Origin of the sequence: Algoriphagus halophilus (assembly GCF_041729275.1) — a bacterium.
Classification (GTDB): Bacteria; Bacteroidota; Bacteroidia; order Cytophagales; family Cyclobacteriaceae; genus Algoriphagus; species Algoriphagus halophilus_A.
In genome coordinates, this window is sequence record NZ_CP146486.1 from 5,014,784 (window position 1) to 5,030,674 (window position 15,891).

General features: G+C 38.3%; 15 protein-coding genes and 2 pseudogenes. 4 read left to right on the forward strand and 13 right to left on the reverse strand.

The window, feature by feature from the left end; all coding sequences use genetic code 11:
- Positions 1-13: 13 nt before the first annotated feature.
- The 9 genes and pseudogenes from V8V91_RS27125 to V8V91_RS27165 form a co-directional block, all read right to left on the reverse strand.
- Complete coding sequence (locus V8V91_RS27125; RefSeq protein ID WP_373398106.1) at positions 14-1,882, reverse strand: M23 family metallopeptidase; 1,869 nt, start codon at positions 1,880-1,882, stop codon at positions 14-16.
- Entirely contained in the window at positions 1,869-2,480 is a 612-nt protein-coding gene (locus tag V8V91_RS27130) for a fumarylacetoacetate hydrolase family protein (protein WP_373398107.1), read from the reverse strand. Before V8V91_RS27130 ends, V8V91_RS27125 begins: the two co-directional genes overlap by 14 nt.
- A gap of 300 nt (positions 2,481-2,780) precedes the next feature.
- Positions 2,781-3,116 (reverse strand): DUF4377 domain-containing protein, encoded by a 336-nt coding sequence (locus V8V91_RS27135; RefSeq protein ID WP_373398108.1) that lies wholly within the window; start codon positions 3,114-3,116, stop codon positions 2,781-2,783.
- A gap of 79 nt (positions 3,117-3,195) precedes the next feature.
- Positions 3,196-3,819 carry a GDSL-type esterase/lipase family protein gene (locus V8V91_RS27140; RefSeq protein ID WP_373398109.1) on the reverse strand — a complete coding sequence of 208 codons (624 nt, stop codon included), beginning with the start codon at positions 3,817-3,819 and terminating at the stop codon, positions 3,196-3,198.
- Positions 3,820-3,825: 6 nt separating this feature from the next.
- A pseudogene (locus V8V91_RS27145) lies at positions 3,826-4,868 on the reverse strand (LD-carboxypeptidase).
- A gap of 304 nt (positions 4,869-5,172) precedes the next feature.
- Positions 5,173-5,694: a D-alanyl-D-alanine carboxypeptidase gene (locus tag V8V91_RS27150; protein WP_373398110.1), complete on the reverse strand. Its 522-nt coding sequence runs from the start codon at positions 5,692-5,694 to the stop codon at positions 5,173-5,175.
- Positions 5,695-5,920: 226 nt separating this feature from the next.
- Complete coding sequence (locus V8V91_RS27155; protein WP_373398111.1) at positions 5,921-6,481, reverse strand: D-alanyl-D-alanine carboxypeptidase; 561 nt, start codon at positions 6,479-6,481, stop codon at positions 5,921-5,923.
- Positions 6,459-6,854, reverse strand: coding sequence for a DUF423 domain-containing protein (locus V8V91_RS27160; protein ID WP_373398112.1), 396 nt, complete (start codon positions 6,852-6,854; stop codon positions 6,459-6,461). The genes V8V91_RS27155 and V8V91_RS27160 overlap by 23 nt, the downstream gene beginning before the upstream one ends.
- An 86-nt stretch (positions 6,855-6,940) precedes the next feature.
- Positions 6,941-7,613 (reverse strand): annotated as a pseudogene (locus V8V91_RS27165) (YggS family pyridoxal phosphate-dependent enzyme).
- Between the two features lie 48 nt (positions 7,614-7,661).
- Here V8V91_RS27165 and V8V91_RS27170 point away from each other — a divergent pair.
- Both V8V91_RS27170 and V8V91_RS27175 read left to right on the forward strand, forming a co-directional pair.
- The gene (locus tag V8V91_RS27170; RefSeq protein ID WP_373398113.1) at positions 7,662-9,212 is read left to right on the forward strand and encodes a GH3 auxin-responsive promoter family protein; all 1,551 of its coding nucleotides are present in this window, start codon (positions 7,662-7,664) and stop codon (positions 9,210-9,212) included.
- Positions 9,209-9,832: a LysE family translocator gene (locus V8V91_RS27175; RefSeq protein ID WP_373398114.1), complete on the forward strand. Its 624-nt coding sequence runs from the start codon at positions 9,209-9,211 to the stop codon at positions 9,830-9,832. The genes V8V91_RS27170 and V8V91_RS27175 overlap by 4 nt, the downstream gene beginning before the upstream one ends.
- 115 nt (positions 9,833-9,947) lie before the next feature.
- Here V8V91_RS27175 and V8V91_RS27180 read toward each other — a convergent pair whose 3' ends face one another.
- Positions 9,948-10,235 carry a DUF302 domain-containing protein gene (locus tag V8V91_RS27180; RefSeq protein ID WP_373398115.1) on the reverse strand — a complete coding sequence of 96 codons (288 nt, stop codon included), beginning with the start codon at positions 10,233-10,235 and terminating at the stop codon, positions 9,948-9,950.
- Between the two features lie 139 nt (positions 10,236-10,374).
- Between V8V91_RS27180 and V8V91_RS27185 the strand changes: the two genes are divergently transcribed.
- A complete protein-coding gene (locus V8V91_RS27185; protein ID WP_373398116.1) occupies positions 10,375-10,974 on the forward strand; it encodes a hypothetical protein in 600 nt (199 codons plus the stop codon).
- Between the two features lie 28 nt (positions 10,975-11,002).
- Here the strand turns inward: V8V91_RS27185 and V8V91_RS27190 are convergent, their stop codons facing one another.
- The 3 genes from V8V91_RS27190 to ald form a co-directional block, all read right to left on the reverse strand.
- Positions 11,003-11,386 (reverse strand): DUF502 domain-containing protein, encoded by a 384-nt coding sequence (locus tag V8V91_RS27190; protein ID WP_373398117.1) that lies wholly within the window; start codon positions 11,384-11,386, stop codon positions 11,003-11,005.
- On the reverse strand, positions 11,383-11,700 hold the full coding sequence (locus V8V91_RS27195) for a hypothetical protein (RefSeq protein WP_373398118.1): 318 nt from the start codon (positions 11,698-11,700) through the stop codon (positions 11,383-11,385). Before V8V91_RS27195 ends, V8V91_RS27190 begins: the two co-directional genes overlap by 4 nt.
- Before the next feature lie 205 nt (positions 11,701-11,905).
- A complete protein-coding gene (ald, locus tag V8V91_RS27200) occupies positions 11,906-13,024 on the reverse strand; it encodes an alanine dehydrogenase (protein WP_074223759.1) in 1,119 nt (372 codons plus the stop codon).
- A 432-nt stretch (positions 13,025-13,456) separates the two neighbouring features.
- Between ald and V8V91_RS27205 the strand changes: the two genes are divergently transcribed.
- Positions 13,457-15,871: a thiamine pyrophosphate-dependent enzyme gene (locus V8V91_RS27205; RefSeq protein WP_373398119.1), complete on the forward strand. Its 2,415-nt coding sequence runs from the start codon at positions 13,457-13,459 to the stop codon at positions 15,869-15,871.
- The last annotated feature ends 20 nt before the right edge of the window (positions 15,872-15,891 follow it).

Below are 15,891 nucleotides of genomic sequence, written 5' to 3' on the forward strand. Positions count from 1 at the left end.
TGAAACAATTAACTTATAAAGTACCTTTCCATTCGGATACATTTCCTGCCTGGTCCTTCACTTTTAAAATAACCGGACCTTTTAAAGCTTCATTGGTAAGCTTTTCCGACCAGATGACTGCTTGTTTGTATTCGTAGCGCATCAATAGCCATTCGCCATTGACATGGGCCTCAAAGCTGTCAATTCCAGAATTATTGTCTCGAATTGTAAATCGCAATCCAGAAGAATTGACTCTTATCGGTGTGATTGTAGGTTTTTCTTCGTCGGTGGCTAGAACAAAAGTACCAAAATTTCTGGTTTTAAAACGGATTGATTGACCTTCCCAAACTCCTCCTACAAATGACTTCTTCCCATTGGAAGATTGCAAGTATACATGTACTCGCTCTTTATCTCCAGTATAGCCCGGTACATTCCAAGTAACTTCCATATCACTCCATAAATATTCTGAAGGTTCGTTGATTTCAAGCTTCGGAGAAGAAGGGCTTCCGGTTTGGTTGATTCGAAGGAATAGATCGTCTAGCAAGGTTCTTTCTGTGAATCGTATTTTTACATTTTTATCCGCAAAAAGCTGTTCTGAATCCGCTGGTATTTTTGCATTAATTCCCACATTTACCACTTCTGAGCAAACATCGATTTCCTCTGGAATTCCAAAATTCATATCCCATAAATAGGTCCTGCTTTGGGAGTCCTGGTAAGCAGGGAGCATTTCAAAAATATGTGCGCCAACATAAAATTTGGCAAGTCCACCATTTGGAGAAATGGGCGCTTTTATCTTGAGGATGTTCCCAAAATAGGAAACTACTGCCCTTGAAGGAGCCGGACCATCATTGACATTATGTTCTAAATCTTGGCCTTGAAGAGGGATGGAAATTTTCCGAGTATTCCCATAAGCATCTGTCAATGCCAGTTCATAGGTTTTCTTAACACCTGGTTCTAATTCCAAATGTCCTGTCTCTGGATCTTTAGAACTAAAAAAGTCAAATTTCAACTCATCCTGTTTGTACAGCCTGGTGAATTTGTTTTGGTGGGTATGTAGCAAAAATTGTCGGGTGTAATTGAAGTCTACCTTGTCTACTACCAATGAATACACCAATCCCGATTCATCTGAAATGTCAAAATTCGCAAAGCCATTCCGGTTACTAGCCCCATCTAAACGGTCGTAACTTTGAATTTCCAATCCTACTTTACCAGTTATTTTAACAGTAGAAGGCAAGGAATATGATCCATCTGAATACACAGGTGTGACTTCAATTCGCTGAAATTTTCCATTCACTCGTGAGTCTACGTTTAATGGGACGATTGCGATTTTTTGTGGGGTAGGAGGAGTGTTATCTTCGATTTCAGGAAAACCAAAGAGTAATGGATCCATGGCTCTGTCCAAGCTATCTCTAATTTCAAAATGGAGGTGAGGGCCACCTGATCCCCCTGTGTTTCCACTATCTGCAATTCGTTCTCCTTTTTTGACAGGAAGTTCTCCAGGTTCGGGATAAACCTCCAATTCATTTACTTGAGCCTCATACATTTTTTGTCTCATGTAATCGCTCAGTTCTTTATTGAAATTCCTTAAATGGCCATAAAGTGTGATTTTGCCATTTGGATGCTTGAGGTAAATCACGTTGCCGTATCCAAATGAAGAAACTTTAATTCTATGCACCCATCCATCAGCTGCGGCAAGAATGGGCTCACCCTCCTGGCCTCCGGTTTTAAAGTCAAGCCCAGTGTGAAAGTGATTTGGTCTCAACTCTGCAAAGTTTCCGGCAAGGTAATTTCTAACTCCAGGTTTAATGGGAGATATAAAATATCCTTTGTCAATCTCTTGAGAATAAACAGAGATGGATTGAACTACTAAAAGAAGAAGTATGAGGTACTTATTTAACTTCAAAATCAAGCAATTTTTTTGTTCCAATAAACCCTTCCAATCGATCACCTGGTTTGACAGGTCCAACTCCAGCAGGTGTGCCTGTATAAATGAGGTCACCTTTCTTTAACATAAAGAATTTAGAAACATACTCTATGATCGTTCCAAAGTCAAAAAGCAATAAGCTGGTATTTCCTTTTTGGCGTACCTCTCCATTGATGGTAAGGTGGAAATCAATATTGTTTAAATCAGGAAGTTCAGAGACTGGGATAAAATCTCCAATTGGGGCAGATCCGTTGAAAGCTTTAGAGATTTCCCAAGGCAAGCCCTTTGCTTTGCATTGATCCTGTAAGTCTCGTGCAGTAAAGTCAATTCCAAAACCAATCTCATCAAAGTATCGGTGAGCAAACTTTTTCTGAATATACTTTCCCTCTTTATTTATTTTCAAAACCAATTCTCCTTCATGGTGAATGTTTTGGGAAAAATCTGGATAAAAGAAAGGTGCACCTTTTTTTAATATTGCCGTCTCTGGCTTTAGAAACACCACCGGATTGGTTGGTCTTTCATTTTGTAACTCTTCTATATGGGCCACATAATTTCGGCCAATGCAAATAATCTTCATAGGGTATTAATCTACAACTTGAATAGAGAAAGAGCATTTCTCCGGGTTCATCAAGCAAAGAAAGCTGATTCTCTGGAATTTGGTAAGTTTTTGTTTCTGTAATTCTATGTAATGGGAATTGTCTAATCTTATATTCTGTAACAAACCAATTCAGTCCAAGTTCCAGAATTAAAACCAATGAATGCAATTTTGGTTTTTTACCTCCAATCGCATCATCACTCTAAATGCTTAGTTTGGTAATCATTCAAATAGAAGGGATCTAGTTGATTTTTCGTTTTGGGGGTATTAAAAGTCCGGTTTTTAGGAGTCTTTTTCCTTTGAAATCACTTTGATTAATTCATATTGGAGTGAAGAAGCATCAGCTGGAATAGGGGCTGATTTTTCAGAGACTTTGACTTGCAATTGATATAGGTAGCCCGGTTCATACTCAAATCCTTCTACTTGATCATAAAATAACTTCCAAGCTTCCGGGTCTACAGTACTTCCCTTTTGAATTTGAAGGCATTTCATAGGCCCAACTCCCATACAGTCTACTTTTGAAGAATTGACCCACCACAACTCAACCTGATCATCTTCAGGTTGGCATCCAGCAATACTCAAAAGGATGGTCGACCATAGGATTAGTGATTTCATCATAAACTATTGGATATAGAATGGTATAGTTTTTCTGCCCAGCTTTGGTAAACCAATCCACTGGGATGCAATTGATCCCCTGCTAACATCTCGGGTTTTCCTCCGATTTGACGGTATTCTTCGGTGATATCAATGTAGTTAACGCCATATTTTTCACAGACTTGTTTTTTGGCCGAGTTAAATTCGTCAATTTCCTGTGCCACTTTCTTGGAGTCCTTGTCATTGGCACTTGCAAAGGGGTAACTCCCCAATCTGGAATAGAAAGTACCCAGACATGATTTGGAAGATTTCCCGCAAAACCAATCGCTTTTAAAAGCATCTGTTCAAATTCCTTTTTATATTCCGTGACCGACCTTCCTCTATATTGATTGTTGACACCAATGGAAAGTGTAACCAGGTCGTACATTTGACCTTCAATAAATTCGTTTTTTATTCCTGCTTCCAACTCATCCACTGTCCAACCGGTTTTGGCAATGATCTTTGGCTTGGAGTAGGTGTTTTCGGTATTTTCATTTAATAAGTCGACCAACTGATTGGGATATCTGTCTTTTTCTTCCACACCTTCCCCGATGGTATAACTATCACCTAAGGCCAAATACGTAAGAGGTTCTTTTGTAGTCATTTGAATTTCATTTTCAGGCGATTTCGCACCCATTTTGCATGCCAAGAGTCCACTCATGAAAAGAGCTATTATTAAGAGCTTCATAGGATATTAATTTTCAAATATATTCTCCAATAGCTTAAAAGTACCTTGATCGGCATTCATAGATACTTTTGCTCCCACTGGGACAATGAATTGCTTGGATATATGGCCAATCATTGCACCTGTGTAAGCAGGAATGTCTAAGGGGAGGATGTAATCATCCAGCACTTGGTCTAGGGTTAGGGATCCGTAACCTCCACCAGGCTCGCAATCCGAGCATTGGCCAAAAATGAAGCCTTTTATTTTATCTAAGGTTCCATTCAATTTTAAGGTACTCATCATTCTATCCATTCTGTAGGGATCTTCTCCAACATCTTCGATAAACAGGATGGCATCCTTGAAGTCAGGATAATAATCAGAACCAGAAATTGCAGTCAAAACGGTAAGGTTTCCGCCTAAGATTCTGCCTTCTGCTATGCCGCCTTTTAGTGTTTGTGTTCTATTGGATTTTACCACTAAGTCATCGGTCTCAGGATGGATATTTTCAAAAGTCATTTGTTCCCGTTCAAAGAATAACTTTTGAAACTGCTCTACATTAAAACTATTCCAGCTTCCAGACCCCATTGGGCCATGAAATGTGATTAACCCTGTTTGGGAGTGAATGGCACAGTGCAAAGCAGTAATATCAGAATATCCCAAAAGTGGTTTTGGATGACGGGAAATCTGCTTATAATCGATTAGTGGTAATATTCTAGCTGCACCAGAGCCTCCTCTAATGCTAACTATGGCTTTTATGTGATCATCTGCAAACATCTCATTTAGATCATCCGCCCGCTCTTGATCTGTGCCTGCAAGATGTCCTCTTCGGTTCATCAAATTTTTCCAAATTTGACTTGAAAGCCTAATCCTTCCAGGGCTTCTTTAGCGAAAGTAAATTGCATCCTGTCAGCTGTGGCGGCAGAAGGGGAAATCAAGCCCACTGTGTCTCCTTTTTTTATCGCTTTTGGAAGAATAATCTTCGCGAACTCTTTATCTGATGGGGATGAAAATGAAAACGCGGAAAATGAACCCGCAAGTAGTCCAAGTGATTTGAGAAATTCTCGTTTTTGCATTCGATAAGTGTTATATCCGAAGTGTGAAAATACGGTTTTTTATTTGCTGAGTAGCGCTGCAAGTTAGTTTTCAAGCATTCTAGTACACTACCCGTTTTACAAGAATAATACCCAAATTCTCATCATGCGCTTTGATTACGAAAGAAAACCCCAATGGAATGAGATATTAGAACTTCAGCTTAAAATATGATTTTGAAACAGGAGTTTCGGTGGCCTTTGGGGTTAAAATGAAAAAACCTTTGAGAAAGAAATAGACCTCAAAGGGTACTAATCCTGCTAGTTACCCTCTGAATCTGCCTACTAACTAAAGCATGTCTCTCACCATCACCATTACTTTTTCCATTTCTCTTCTTACTACAGAGGCTTTATAAGGATAATTGGAGTTCATGAAAGCAAAACAGTACAGTTTTCCACTTTTAGTCTTAATAAGTCCTACCAGACTATGATGGTTGCTCATGGTGCCTGTTTTGGCAAAAATATAGGGTGTTTGGGCTTGATAGCTTGTTTTGATCGTTCCGGAAACTCCACCTGTAGGCAACAAGTCAAATAACTGTTCATCAGGGACCATTCTATAGATTTTCTCAAAGAGCGCCACCATAGATCGAGGGGTCACCAAATTGTGTCTACTTAATCCACTTCCATCTACCCATTGAGGTTCGTCTGGTAAATCATTAAGATAGGTTTTCAAGATATACTCAATCGCTCTTTCTGTATCCAATCTTTGGAAAAGTCGGTCAGAAACCATCCACATCAGTTGCTCGGCCAAAAAATTATCACTTTCCAACATCATCTCCTCCAATATTGGGAATAGGGGGCAGCTCTCCATTCTGAATGGTCTTTAGGTAATGAATCAGGCTGATAAATCCAGGTTTTTCCAGTAGCCTCAGAAGCTAACTCCACAAACAATTCTGGCGAAGATATAAATGGAATAAATTCTTCCGAACCCCTAAAGTTATTGGGATTGTAAAAGAATTTATTGGAATGAAAATCTCTTTCTAGTTCCCGAATTGTTTTATTGGTAGAATGGACTGCCGATTGAAATCTTCTTGGTGTTACAATAGGCCGATTTCCTGACTTTTTACTTGAACCAGATTGCCATAGATAGGAAGAGGACTGCGCTCAGCAGAATAGTCATAATAGTAATCATCCCATTGCCAACCATAGCCAAAAGCAGGGGAATCTTGGTTTGCATCAGAAAAAAGCACCGTGTTGAAAGGTGCAATGAATGATCGGATGTCTGGTTGGTATAATTCTTTGTAGTTCCAACTCGGGTCTCCGGATCCCCAAATCCGAATGGTATCGTTACTGGTAGTGTATCTTAACGTTTGTGTGGAGTCATTTAAAATGATGAGGCTAGAGAATAAGGTCAATAATTTGGCAGTAGAGGCAGGAATAAATCGCTGTTCGCTATTTCTTTCATACAGTACGATTTGGCTGTCCAAATCATATAATTCAAACCCTGATAAATGATTGGCAAAGAAGCTTTGATCTCCAACAGCTTCTTCGAGTTTTAGGTATTGGTCTCTGTTTAGTTGTGCATAGGATGAATTAAAACCAAAACAGAAGAATGCAAAGACGAGGCTTAAATAGTTAATCAACAACAATTTGGTCATTTCTAAGTGCTGAATAAAAGAGGCCTAACCAACCTAAAATAAAAAAGACTCCACCTAAAGGAGTGATTGCTCCCCACCAAGTGATTCCAGTTAAGGATAAAATATAAAGTGAACCAGGAAATATAATGATCCCTAAAATCATACTCCAAATACTGAAAGTGAGACTTTTCCAATTGGGTTTAACCATCAAAATCAACCCCATAAATGCTAGAGAAAGCGTATGGTAAAAATGATATTTTACAGCAGTTTCAAAGGTGGCACTTCTTCCGTTATTTACTAAAGTTTCCTGCAGAGCGTGTGCTCCGAAAGCACCTATTCCTACAGCAAGTGCTCCAGAAAGTGCAGCGATCATAATTATTTGTCTTCCGTTCATTGTATTGAAAATTCCACTTTTTCTTGATTGAAATCCCCTCTATTGTGGTTCTCCAAAAAGGGAAGGGGATAACTTGAGTTCACTTTTTAATGAGGATAATTTCTCGCTCCAAATATCGCTGACCCGATTACCATCGTACTTCCTTCTTCTTGTGCAATTAAATAATCTCCGCTCATTCCCATGGAAATTTCTTCCATTTGAACAAAATCAGGAAGGGATTCATTTTTTAACTCTTCAAAAAGGTTCTTCAGCCCTTTGAATTCTTTTCTGATTTGGGATTCATCTTCAGTAAACGTAGCCATTCCCATCAAGCCTTTTATTTGTACGTGAGTGAGCTCCTTAAAATTGGGATCTTGAAACATTTCCAATAATTCGGTTTTGTCAAAACCAAACTTAGACTCTTCATCCGCAATATGGACCTGAAGTAATACCGGGATGATTCGGTCTATTTTTTTCCTTGTTTGTTGATTTCTTTCAAAAGTTTAAAGGAATCCACTCCATGGATTAGGTATACATAGGGAGCGATGTATTTTACTTTATTGCTTTGAAGGTGGCCAATCATATGCCATCGAGTGTCCTCTGGCATTTCCGGTTGTTTGGCTTGAAGCTCCTGTACTTTATTTTCTCCAAAATCCCTGATACCACAATCATATGCCTTTTTCAAGTCTTCTAGTGGCTTGGTTTTGCTGACTGCTACCAATAAGCAATCAGGGTTTTTAAAAGTTTTTTTACTGTTTCGAGATTGGCTTTAATGTCCATTTTCTATTTTTATACTTCACTTTTTTGCCCTAGGCCTAAAACAAAGATATGGCGATCATCAGTACTTTACTAAAACGAGGCATTCGTCTGAGAGAAAGTTTGGAACAAGAATATTCCAAACCTCTTGAATTACAGAAAAATACACTTCGAAAACTTTTGATAAAAGCGAATCATACTCTGATTTCTTCGAAATATGATTTCCCCTCTATTTTGAAAAGCTTCAAAAAAGGAGAGGATGAGTTTTACCAGTTATACAAAGCTCAAGTTCCTATTTATGATTACAATAAAATTCATGCCGAGTGGTGGCATTTGTTGCAGGAAGGAAAGCTGAATGTTACTTGGCCTGGAAAAGTTAAATACTTCGCCTTGAGTAGTGGCACTTCTGGAGCTACTTCTAAGTTTATTCCTGTGACCAGAGATATGGTAAAAGCAATTCGTAAAACTGGAGTCAGACAAATTTTATCTTTATCCAAATATGATCTTCCAGATGCTTTGTTCTCCAAAGGGATTTTGATGTTGGGAGGAAGCACGGATCTTGAATTCAATGGTACTTATTTTTCAGGAGATTTAAGTGGGATTACTGCCGGTAAACTTCCGATTTGGTTTCAGCGCTTTTATAGACCGGGAAAAGAAATTTCCAGAAATAAAAATTGGGGGGACAAGTTGGATCAAATCGTTGAGAAAGCTCCTAATTGGGACATAGGGATCATTGTAGGGGTGCCAGCTTGGTTACAAATCCTACTTGAAAAAATAATAGAGCGGTATCAACTGAAGTCTATTCATGATATATGGCCCAATCTGCAGATTTTTGTCCATGGAGGAGTATCGTTCGAACCATTTAAGAAAGGTTTTGAGAAGCTTTTAGCTAAGCCTATCATTTACATTGAAACTTATTTGGCATCTGAAGGTTTCATTGCCTTTCAAGCATTGCCAAACAGAAAATCCATGAGGTTGGTGTTGAATAATGGTATATTCCATGAGTTTGTGCCTTTTACTGAGGATAATTTTGATGAGGAAGGAACTATCAAAGAACATGCAATGACATTGAAAATTGACGAGGTGGAAGAAGGAAAAGATTATGCTTTATTAATCAGTACCTGTGCTGGAGCTTGGCGTTACTTAATTGGAGATGTGGTGAGGTTTGTTTCCAAAGAAGAATCTGAAATCATAATTACTGGAAGAACGAAGCATTATTTAAGCCTTTGCGGAGAACACTTGTCTGTAGATAATATGAACAAAGCAATTGAATTAGCTTCTGAGGATTTGAATATCAATGTAAGAGAGTTTACAGTCTTAGGAGTTCCTCATGATAATTTATTTGGTCATCATTGGTTTATAGGAAGTAGTGAGGAAAGTGATCCTGCTGCTTTTAGGGAAGCACTTGATTCACATTTAAAGAAATTGAATGATGATTATGCTGTGGAAAGAAGGCATGCACTCAAAGAAGTGATAGTAGATATTTTGCCATCTACTTTATTCTATGAATGGATGAAAGAACAAGGAAAAGAAGGTGGACAGAATAAATTTCCAAGGGTATTGAAAGGGGAGAAGGCTTCTAGTTGGCTAGAATTTCTAAAATCTAAAAATGCCATTTCATGATTGCATCATTGATGGAGGGAATCAGTATGGGATTACTCCTTTCCGTCATGGTGGGGCCTGTGTTTTTTACGCTTATCCAAAGTAGTTTAACTCATGGGTTCCGATACGCATCTGTTCTTGCTTTCGGGATTTTATGTAGTGATACCTTTTATGTAGTGATCACTTACCTTGGTATCAAGTTTTTAGCAAAAGCTACTTATTTTGAAGAAGTATTAGGATACGTGGGAGGGTTGATTTTAATAGGATTTGGGTTGTCTTCATTGATTCGGAAAAATACAAACCGTCCCAACTCAGGAGGGATAAACATTCCTGAAGTGAAAAAGAGATCAGCATTTATTAAAGGGTTTAGCATTAATGGGGTTAACCCATTTGTCTTATTGTTTTGGATTTCAATTGCAAGCATTGTTCAATTGAAGGAAAACGTTTCTACCTGGGATATTTGGCTTTATTATTCCGGAATCTTAGGCACAGTTTTCCTGATTGATTTATTAAAATCTTTTATCGCTAAAAAGATTTCCCATTTGGTGACCCCAAACATGATGCGAATCATGAATAAGGCAGTCGGAGTGATCATGATTGGCTTTGGACTACGAATGTTGGTCTATGCCTGGAATGTCTGATAAACTCAAAATTAGCTCAGGCCATTTAAGGCACGCATTAATTTTTCCCTTACCTCTTCGGCAAATCCTTCTATTTCTGGATTTTTCACCACGCTCATAGCAGTTGATGGATCCATCAGAGATACATCGAATATATTTTTTCTACTTCTCGGATGACCACATTGCAGGGTAGTAATGTGGCGATTTGGGGTTCAATAGACAGGACTTTATCTGCAAAAACAGGATTACATGCTCCTAGAATTATGAAAGGTGGGTAGGACTTATCCAATTTCTTTTTCATGGTAGCCTGGATGTCGATCTCTGTCAAAATCCCAAACCCCTCATTTTTAAGTTTTTCTTCAACTTGTTCTCGAACTTCCTGAATGGATTTCGCTACTACTTGTTTGGATTGATAATAATTCATGATGATTTAATTTTAATTCCTTAAGTTAAGTTGAGTCTTCCTTCCAGTCTGTGCTTATGATCACATAAAGGTCTAGGGGTGGACTTGGGATTTATTGTGTATTTAATGAACAACTACTTTATTCTACTGTTTATTTACCATGAAAAACATCTACTTTTTTTGCCTGGCTTCGATGGTATTGTTAATTCATTCAGAAGCATTTTCTCAGGAAATCCCCGCCTTAGGTTTGTATAATGAAACTAGGATTCAATACAATGAATCAGGAATGATCATTCTGGGAGCATGGGCTTTAGGCAACATGGTATGGGGAGGAATAGGAGCCAGTCATACATCCGGTCAGACGAAAGCATTTCACCAGATGAATCTATATTGGAATTCGGTCAATTTAATCATAGCGGGTATTGGGTATTGGCAGGCAACACGAGAAGTACCAAGTACCGATTTATTTGAAACCATGAAATCACAGGCAAGTATAGAAAAGATTCTATTGGTAAATGCCGCATTGGATATTGCGTATATGGCAGGAGGGATGTATTTGAAAGAACGTGGGTTCAGGCTTTCAAAAGATAAATTCGTGGGCTTCGGAAAATCAATTATACTTCAAGGTGCTTTCCTATTTACCTTTGATGCTTTGATGTATACATTTCATGCCACTCATTCCAAAGAGTTGCCAGCATTTTTTGAACAAGTATCGTTTCAGCCTTCTGGACTAACCCTCTCTATTCCTTTGGCTAAATAAATTCAACTATTTAGGTCTGCAAAAGGGTTCAATCAGTCGGTAAATCCGGATCCAACTGTTTTTTGGATTCTTCAGAACAGGAGCTGACAAAGCTTTTTCCAGCGGAGGCAATCAGGTCACAAGTCCCTGTTCCCATTCCCATGATTGTACGCATCGCATCTTGAGTACTTGAATTCAAGAAAGTGATTTTTGATTTCGGAACATGGTATATATTTCCGTTGGTAGGGTTGGGGGCAGTCGGTACAAAAATCGTATATAACTCATCATTGATTTGATCAGTTATGAATCCGGTCATCATCGTTCCTGAATTGAAAGGATCTATTAATACGACTTCAGAAAATGGGAGTTTTTTAAGTCCCACAAATTGATAGACTGTCTGATGGATTAGGCTATACAGGGGTACTTTGGTCAAGTATTTTTTTCAAAGCGGGCAAAATAAACCTTTCCTACTTTGTTACGAATCAACGCTCCTATGATAAATATAAAAAGCACCAATATCCCAATAGATAGAAAGTTTATCAACCAATGAGGTTCATCCGTACCAGGATCAAGAATAGAGCTAATTGGGGCAACTATCTTGAAAATAAAATTGAATGAGAAAGAAAGTAGGATCAATACGATCGATAAAGGAAGCAAAATCAGAAAGCCTTGGAATAAGGTGTCTATTAGGTAACCTCTTTCAGGTTTGTGGCTGATGTTTTCTGATGAATTGATTGCGGAGTCCATTTTTGAGATAGGTTATTACTTGTTATTAGTCAATGAATTAACCTTTAAATTCATGCCATCTCCTCATGGAGCGAAAGGAAGAGGTTTTCAATTAAATTCCTGTGTAGCCCATGGACATAAATGGGGATTTTTTGCCTCCATTAATTTTTTGATAAAAAAATCCCTCCTGTTTTCACAAGAGGGATTCATTGGATATAGGTAAGAGTTAATCAGCCAAGTATTTAACTACTGGAGTATAATCCATATCGAATGCTTCTGCTACTGCCTGATAAACAATATCGCCATTGATCACATTTAGGCCAGGAACCAATTCTGGGTTTTCCTGAGCTGCTTTTTTCCATCCTTTATCTGCAAGTTGAATGGCATAAGGAAGTGTAGCATTGGTCAATGCAAGAGTAGAGGTATAAGGTACAGCTCCTGGCATGTTTGCTACACAATAATGAACAACATCATCAATGATATAAGTTGGATCTTGGTGAGTAGTAGGCTTACAAGTTTCAATACATCCACCTTGATCTACAGCCACGTCAACAAGTACAGTGCCTGGTTGCATTTCTTTTAGCATGTCTTTGGTGATCAAATGAGGAGCTTTAGCACCAGGGATCAACACAGCACCAATGATCAAATCATGATTTTTGATCATTTTTCTAATGTTGTATTCATTCGACATCATGGTCTTAACATTCGCTGGCATTACATCAGCAAGATATCTCATTCTAGGAAGTGATACATCCATGATCGTGACATCAGCTCCTAATCCTGCAGCCATCCAAGCCGCTTGAGTACCCACGATTCCGCCACCTAAAATCAAGACCTTAGCGGGTAAAACTCCAGGAACGCCACCTAATAGGATGCCTCTTCCTTTCAAAGGTTTTTCAAGGTAATTTGCTCCTTTTTGAACAGCCATTCTGCCTGCCACCTCTGACATCGGAATTAATAGCGGTAAGCTTCTATCTGCTTTTTCTACTGTTTCATAAGCAAGACAAACAGAACCACTTTCAACCATTGCTTTGGTTAAAGGCTCGTAAGATGCAAAGTGGAAATAGGTAAATAATAATTGATCCTTTTTGATAAGCTTATATTCAGGTTCAATAGGCTCTTTTACCTTCATGATCATTTCGGCAATTTCATACGTTGCCTCGATGGTAGGAAGTATGTTTGCTCCTGCTTCAACATAGGATTCATCTGAAAAACCAGATCCTTCACCAGCTGTATGTTGTACGTATACAGTGTGGCCTCTTTTAACCAATTCTTTTGCACCTGCAGGAGTGAGTGCTACTCGATTTTCGTTGTTTTTAATTTCCTTTGGAACACCTATAATCATGATAGATATATTTGGATTTGTATATATTACCACAAAGATACTAAGCAAAAACAAACTGAAAAGTCCTCCAGCAAATAGTATTTGGTGTGATTTGGAAAATTTTAAAAAATCAGAACATTGTATTGTTAATAATTTTTATCGTTAGAATAATTTTAAAGAAAAGCGTTTAGACAAGTTTAATTTGGAAAATTTTTTTCAGGTTCCTCATTTGCTATATTCTAGAACTTAAACTGTTGAAAAACAGATTTTTGAATTGTTATTTTTTTAGGAATAGAATAATATTTTGTTTTTTATTAATTAAACAGGTTTGATCCAAATTTTTGTTGGAAAAATAATGTCTTAGAAATTTGGAAAAAATATGGAATTGGCTATTTTTGGAGTATCCTTATTAGAAGTAAAACTGTGCCCAAAATAATTTTAGATAAATAGTTTATGCCTGAAGTACAACCCATAAGAAAAACCGAAATATCTCCAGACTTATCGAAAGATGCTATCCTTGAGGACTTTAGGGTTGCACTTTTGAGTAGGCAAGCCTCTCTGGTAGGGAGGAAAGAAGTATTTATGGGGAAAGCTAAGTTTGGGATTTTTGGAGATGGTAAAGAGTTGGCTCAAATTGCCATGGCTCGGGCTTTCCAAATTGGCGATTTCCGATCTGGTTATTATAGGGATCAGACCTTTATGATGGCAATTGGTGAATTGACTGTTCAGCAGTACTTTTCACAGTTATATGCCCATACAAATGTTGAAATGGAACCTGCTAGTGCAGGCAGGTTAATGAATGGTCATTTTGCGACTCGTTCCCTTCATGAAGATGGAAGCTGGAAGGAGTTGACCAAGATGTATAATTCTGCTGCAGATATTTCTCCAACAGCAGCCCAAATGCCAAAACTTTTAGGATTAGCCTATGCATCCAAATTATTTAGAGAAAATAAAGGTTTAAAAAACTTTACTGATTTATCCATCAATGGGAATGAGGTGGCTTGGGGTTCAATAGGTAACGCATCTACATCCGAGGGAATTTTCTTTGAAGCGATTAATGCTGCCGGTGTGATGCAAGTTCCCATGGTAATTTCTATTTGGGATGATGCTTACGGAATTTCCGTGCCACAAGAATATCATACCACGAAAGGCAGTATTTCAGAAGCACTGTCTGGTTTTGAAAGAACTGATTCACAGAAAGGCTTTGAGATAATTAATGTGAAGGGATGGGATTACGAAGGGTTGATGCAAGCATTTTTCAATGCGGGCAAAATTGCAAGAGAGGATCATGTTCCCGTGTTGATTCATGTTGAAGAAATGACTCAACCTCAAGGACACTCTACCTCGGGATCCCATGAGCGATACAAATCTGCCGAGCGATTGAAATGGGAAAAGGAATGGGATTGTATTGATAAATTCAGAGAGTATATCCTTTCTTCAAAAATCGCCACTCCTGAAACCTTGGATAAGATTGAAGCTCAGGTAAAAGCAGATGTTAAAAAACAAAAAGAAACTGCATGGCAGGAATTTTCTAAAGAGATCAAGGCAGAACTTCAAGAAGCAATCTCATTAATTAAAGGAGCTGCAGCGCATAGTACTAGAAAAGTGATTTTAACCCAGATGGCAGATGAGCTTTCTAGGACGATTAACCCAATCAGAAAAGACGTTATTTCCACTGTAAGAAAAGCGCTTTTAACACTGCGTTTTGATTCCAATGAATCCAAGAATGAGTTAAAATCTTGGTATAAGGAACAAACAAAAAAGAATCATGATCGATACAATAGTCATTTGTATAGTGAGTCAAAATGGAGTGTCCAGAATATAGTGGAGATTAAACCAGCCTACGATGAAAAATCTATTCTGGTAGATGGAAGAGAAGTACTTCAAAAGTTTTTTGATTATACACTTGAACATAACCCTAAGTTTTTTGCCTTTGGAGAAGATGTAGGAAAAATAGGAGATGTAAACCAGGCTTTTGCGGGATTGCAAGCCAAGCATGGTGAATTAAGAGTGTCCGATACCAGTATTAGAGAGGCAACGATTGTAGGCCAAGGTATTGGTACGGCATTAAGAGGATTAAGACCAGTAGCAGAAATTCAGTATATCGATTATTTGTTATATGGTCTACAAATGCTTTCTGATGATTTGGCTTGTCTTCAATATCGAACCAAAGGAGGTCAAAAAGCACCATTAATCATTAGAACAAGAGGGCATCGTTTAGAGGGAGTTTGGCATTCTGGTTCTCCAATGGGAATGATATTGTCAACACTTCGGGGAATGGTGGTATGTGTTCCAAGAGACATGACCCAAGCAGCTGGAATGTACGCTACTTTATTGAAGTCTGATGAGCCAGCTATTGTGGTAGAATGTCTCAATGGCTATCGATTAAAAGAGAAATTGCCTTCCAATTTAGGGGAGTATACCGTGCCTTTGGGTAAACCTGAGGTTCTCAGAGAAGGAAAAGATATTACGATTGTTACCTATGGTTCGATGTGTAGAATTGTACTCGAGGCCGCCAGTGAGTTAATAGAACTTGGAATAGATGTAGAAGTGATTGATGTGCAGACGCTTTTACCATTTGATACCCATGGGGTAATAGGTGATTCCATTAAGAAAACTAATCGAGTGATTTTTGCTGATGAGGATGTACCAGGAGGTGCTTCAGCTTATATGATGCAGCAAGTTATTGAAGGACAAGAGGTATTTCGTTATTTGGATTCAGAGCCATTGACCATAGCGGCAAAAGCACATAGGCCTGCTTATTCTTCGGATGGAGATTATTTTTCAAAACCAAGTTTAGAGGATATAGTCGAAAAAGTTTATGCAGTCATGAATGAGGTAGATCCGAAATCATTCCCTGCACTATAAAAAATGAAGCCCTTCGATCT

What these genes read in the sequence shown, in the direction of transcription:
- V8V91_RS27140 (WP_373398109.1), bottom strand. Translation starts at nt 3,819, where the DNA reads ATGAAGCTCTTAATAATAGCTCTTTTCATGAGTGGACTCTTGGCATGC.
- V8V91_RS27175 (WP_373398114.1), top strand. Translation starts at nt 9,209, where the DNA reads ATGATTGCATCATTGATGGAGGGAATCAGTATGGGATTACTCCTTTCC.
- V8V91_RS27155 (WP_373398111.1), bottom strand. Translation starts at nt 6,481, where the DNA reads ATGACCAAATTGTTGTTGATTAACTATTTAAGCCTCGTCTTTGCATTC.
- V8V91_RS27195 (WP_373398118.1), bottom strand. Translation starts at nt 11,700, where the DNA reads ATGGACTCCGCAATCAATTCATCAGAAAACATCAGCCACAAACCTGAA.
- V8V91_RS27205 (WP_373398119.1), top strand. Translation starts at nt 13,457, where the DNA reads ATGCCTGAAGTACAACCCATAAGAAAAACCGAAATATCTCCAGACTTA.
- V8V91_RS27180 (WP_373398115.1), bottom strand. Translation starts at nt 10,235, where the DNA reads ATGAATTATTATCAATCCAAACAAGTAGTAGCGAAATCCATTCAGGAA.
- V8V91_RS27160 (WP_373398112.1), bottom strand. Translation starts at nt 6,854, where the DNA reads ATGAACGGAAGACAAATAATTATGATCGCTGCACTTTCTGGAGCACTT.
- V8V91_RS27185 (WP_373398116.1), top strand. Translation starts at nt 10,375, where the DNA reads ATGAAAAACATCTACTTTTTTTGCCTGGCTTCGATGGTATTGTTAATT.
- V8V91_RS27130 (WP_373398107.1), bottom strand. Translation starts at nt 2,480, where the DNA reads ATGAAGATTATTTGCATTGGCCGAAATTATGTGGCCCATATAGAAGAG.
- V8V91_RS27150 (WP_373398110.1), bottom strand. Translation starts at nt 5,694, where the DNA reads ATGGAGAGCTGCCCCCTATTCCCAATATTGGAGGAGATGATGTTGGAA.
- V8V91_RS27170 (WP_373398113.1), top strand. Translation starts at nt 7,662, where the DNA reads ATGGCGATCATCAGTACTTTACTAAAACGAGGCATTCGTCTGAGAGAA.
- V8V91_RS27135 (WP_373398108.1), bottom strand. Translation starts at nt 3,116, where the DNA reads ATGATGAAATCACTAATCCTATGGTCGACCATCCTTTTGAGTATTGCT.
- ald (WP_074223759.1), bottom strand. Translation starts at nt 13,024, where the DNA reads ATGATTATAGGTGTTCCAAAGGAAATTAAAAACAACGAAAATCGAGTA.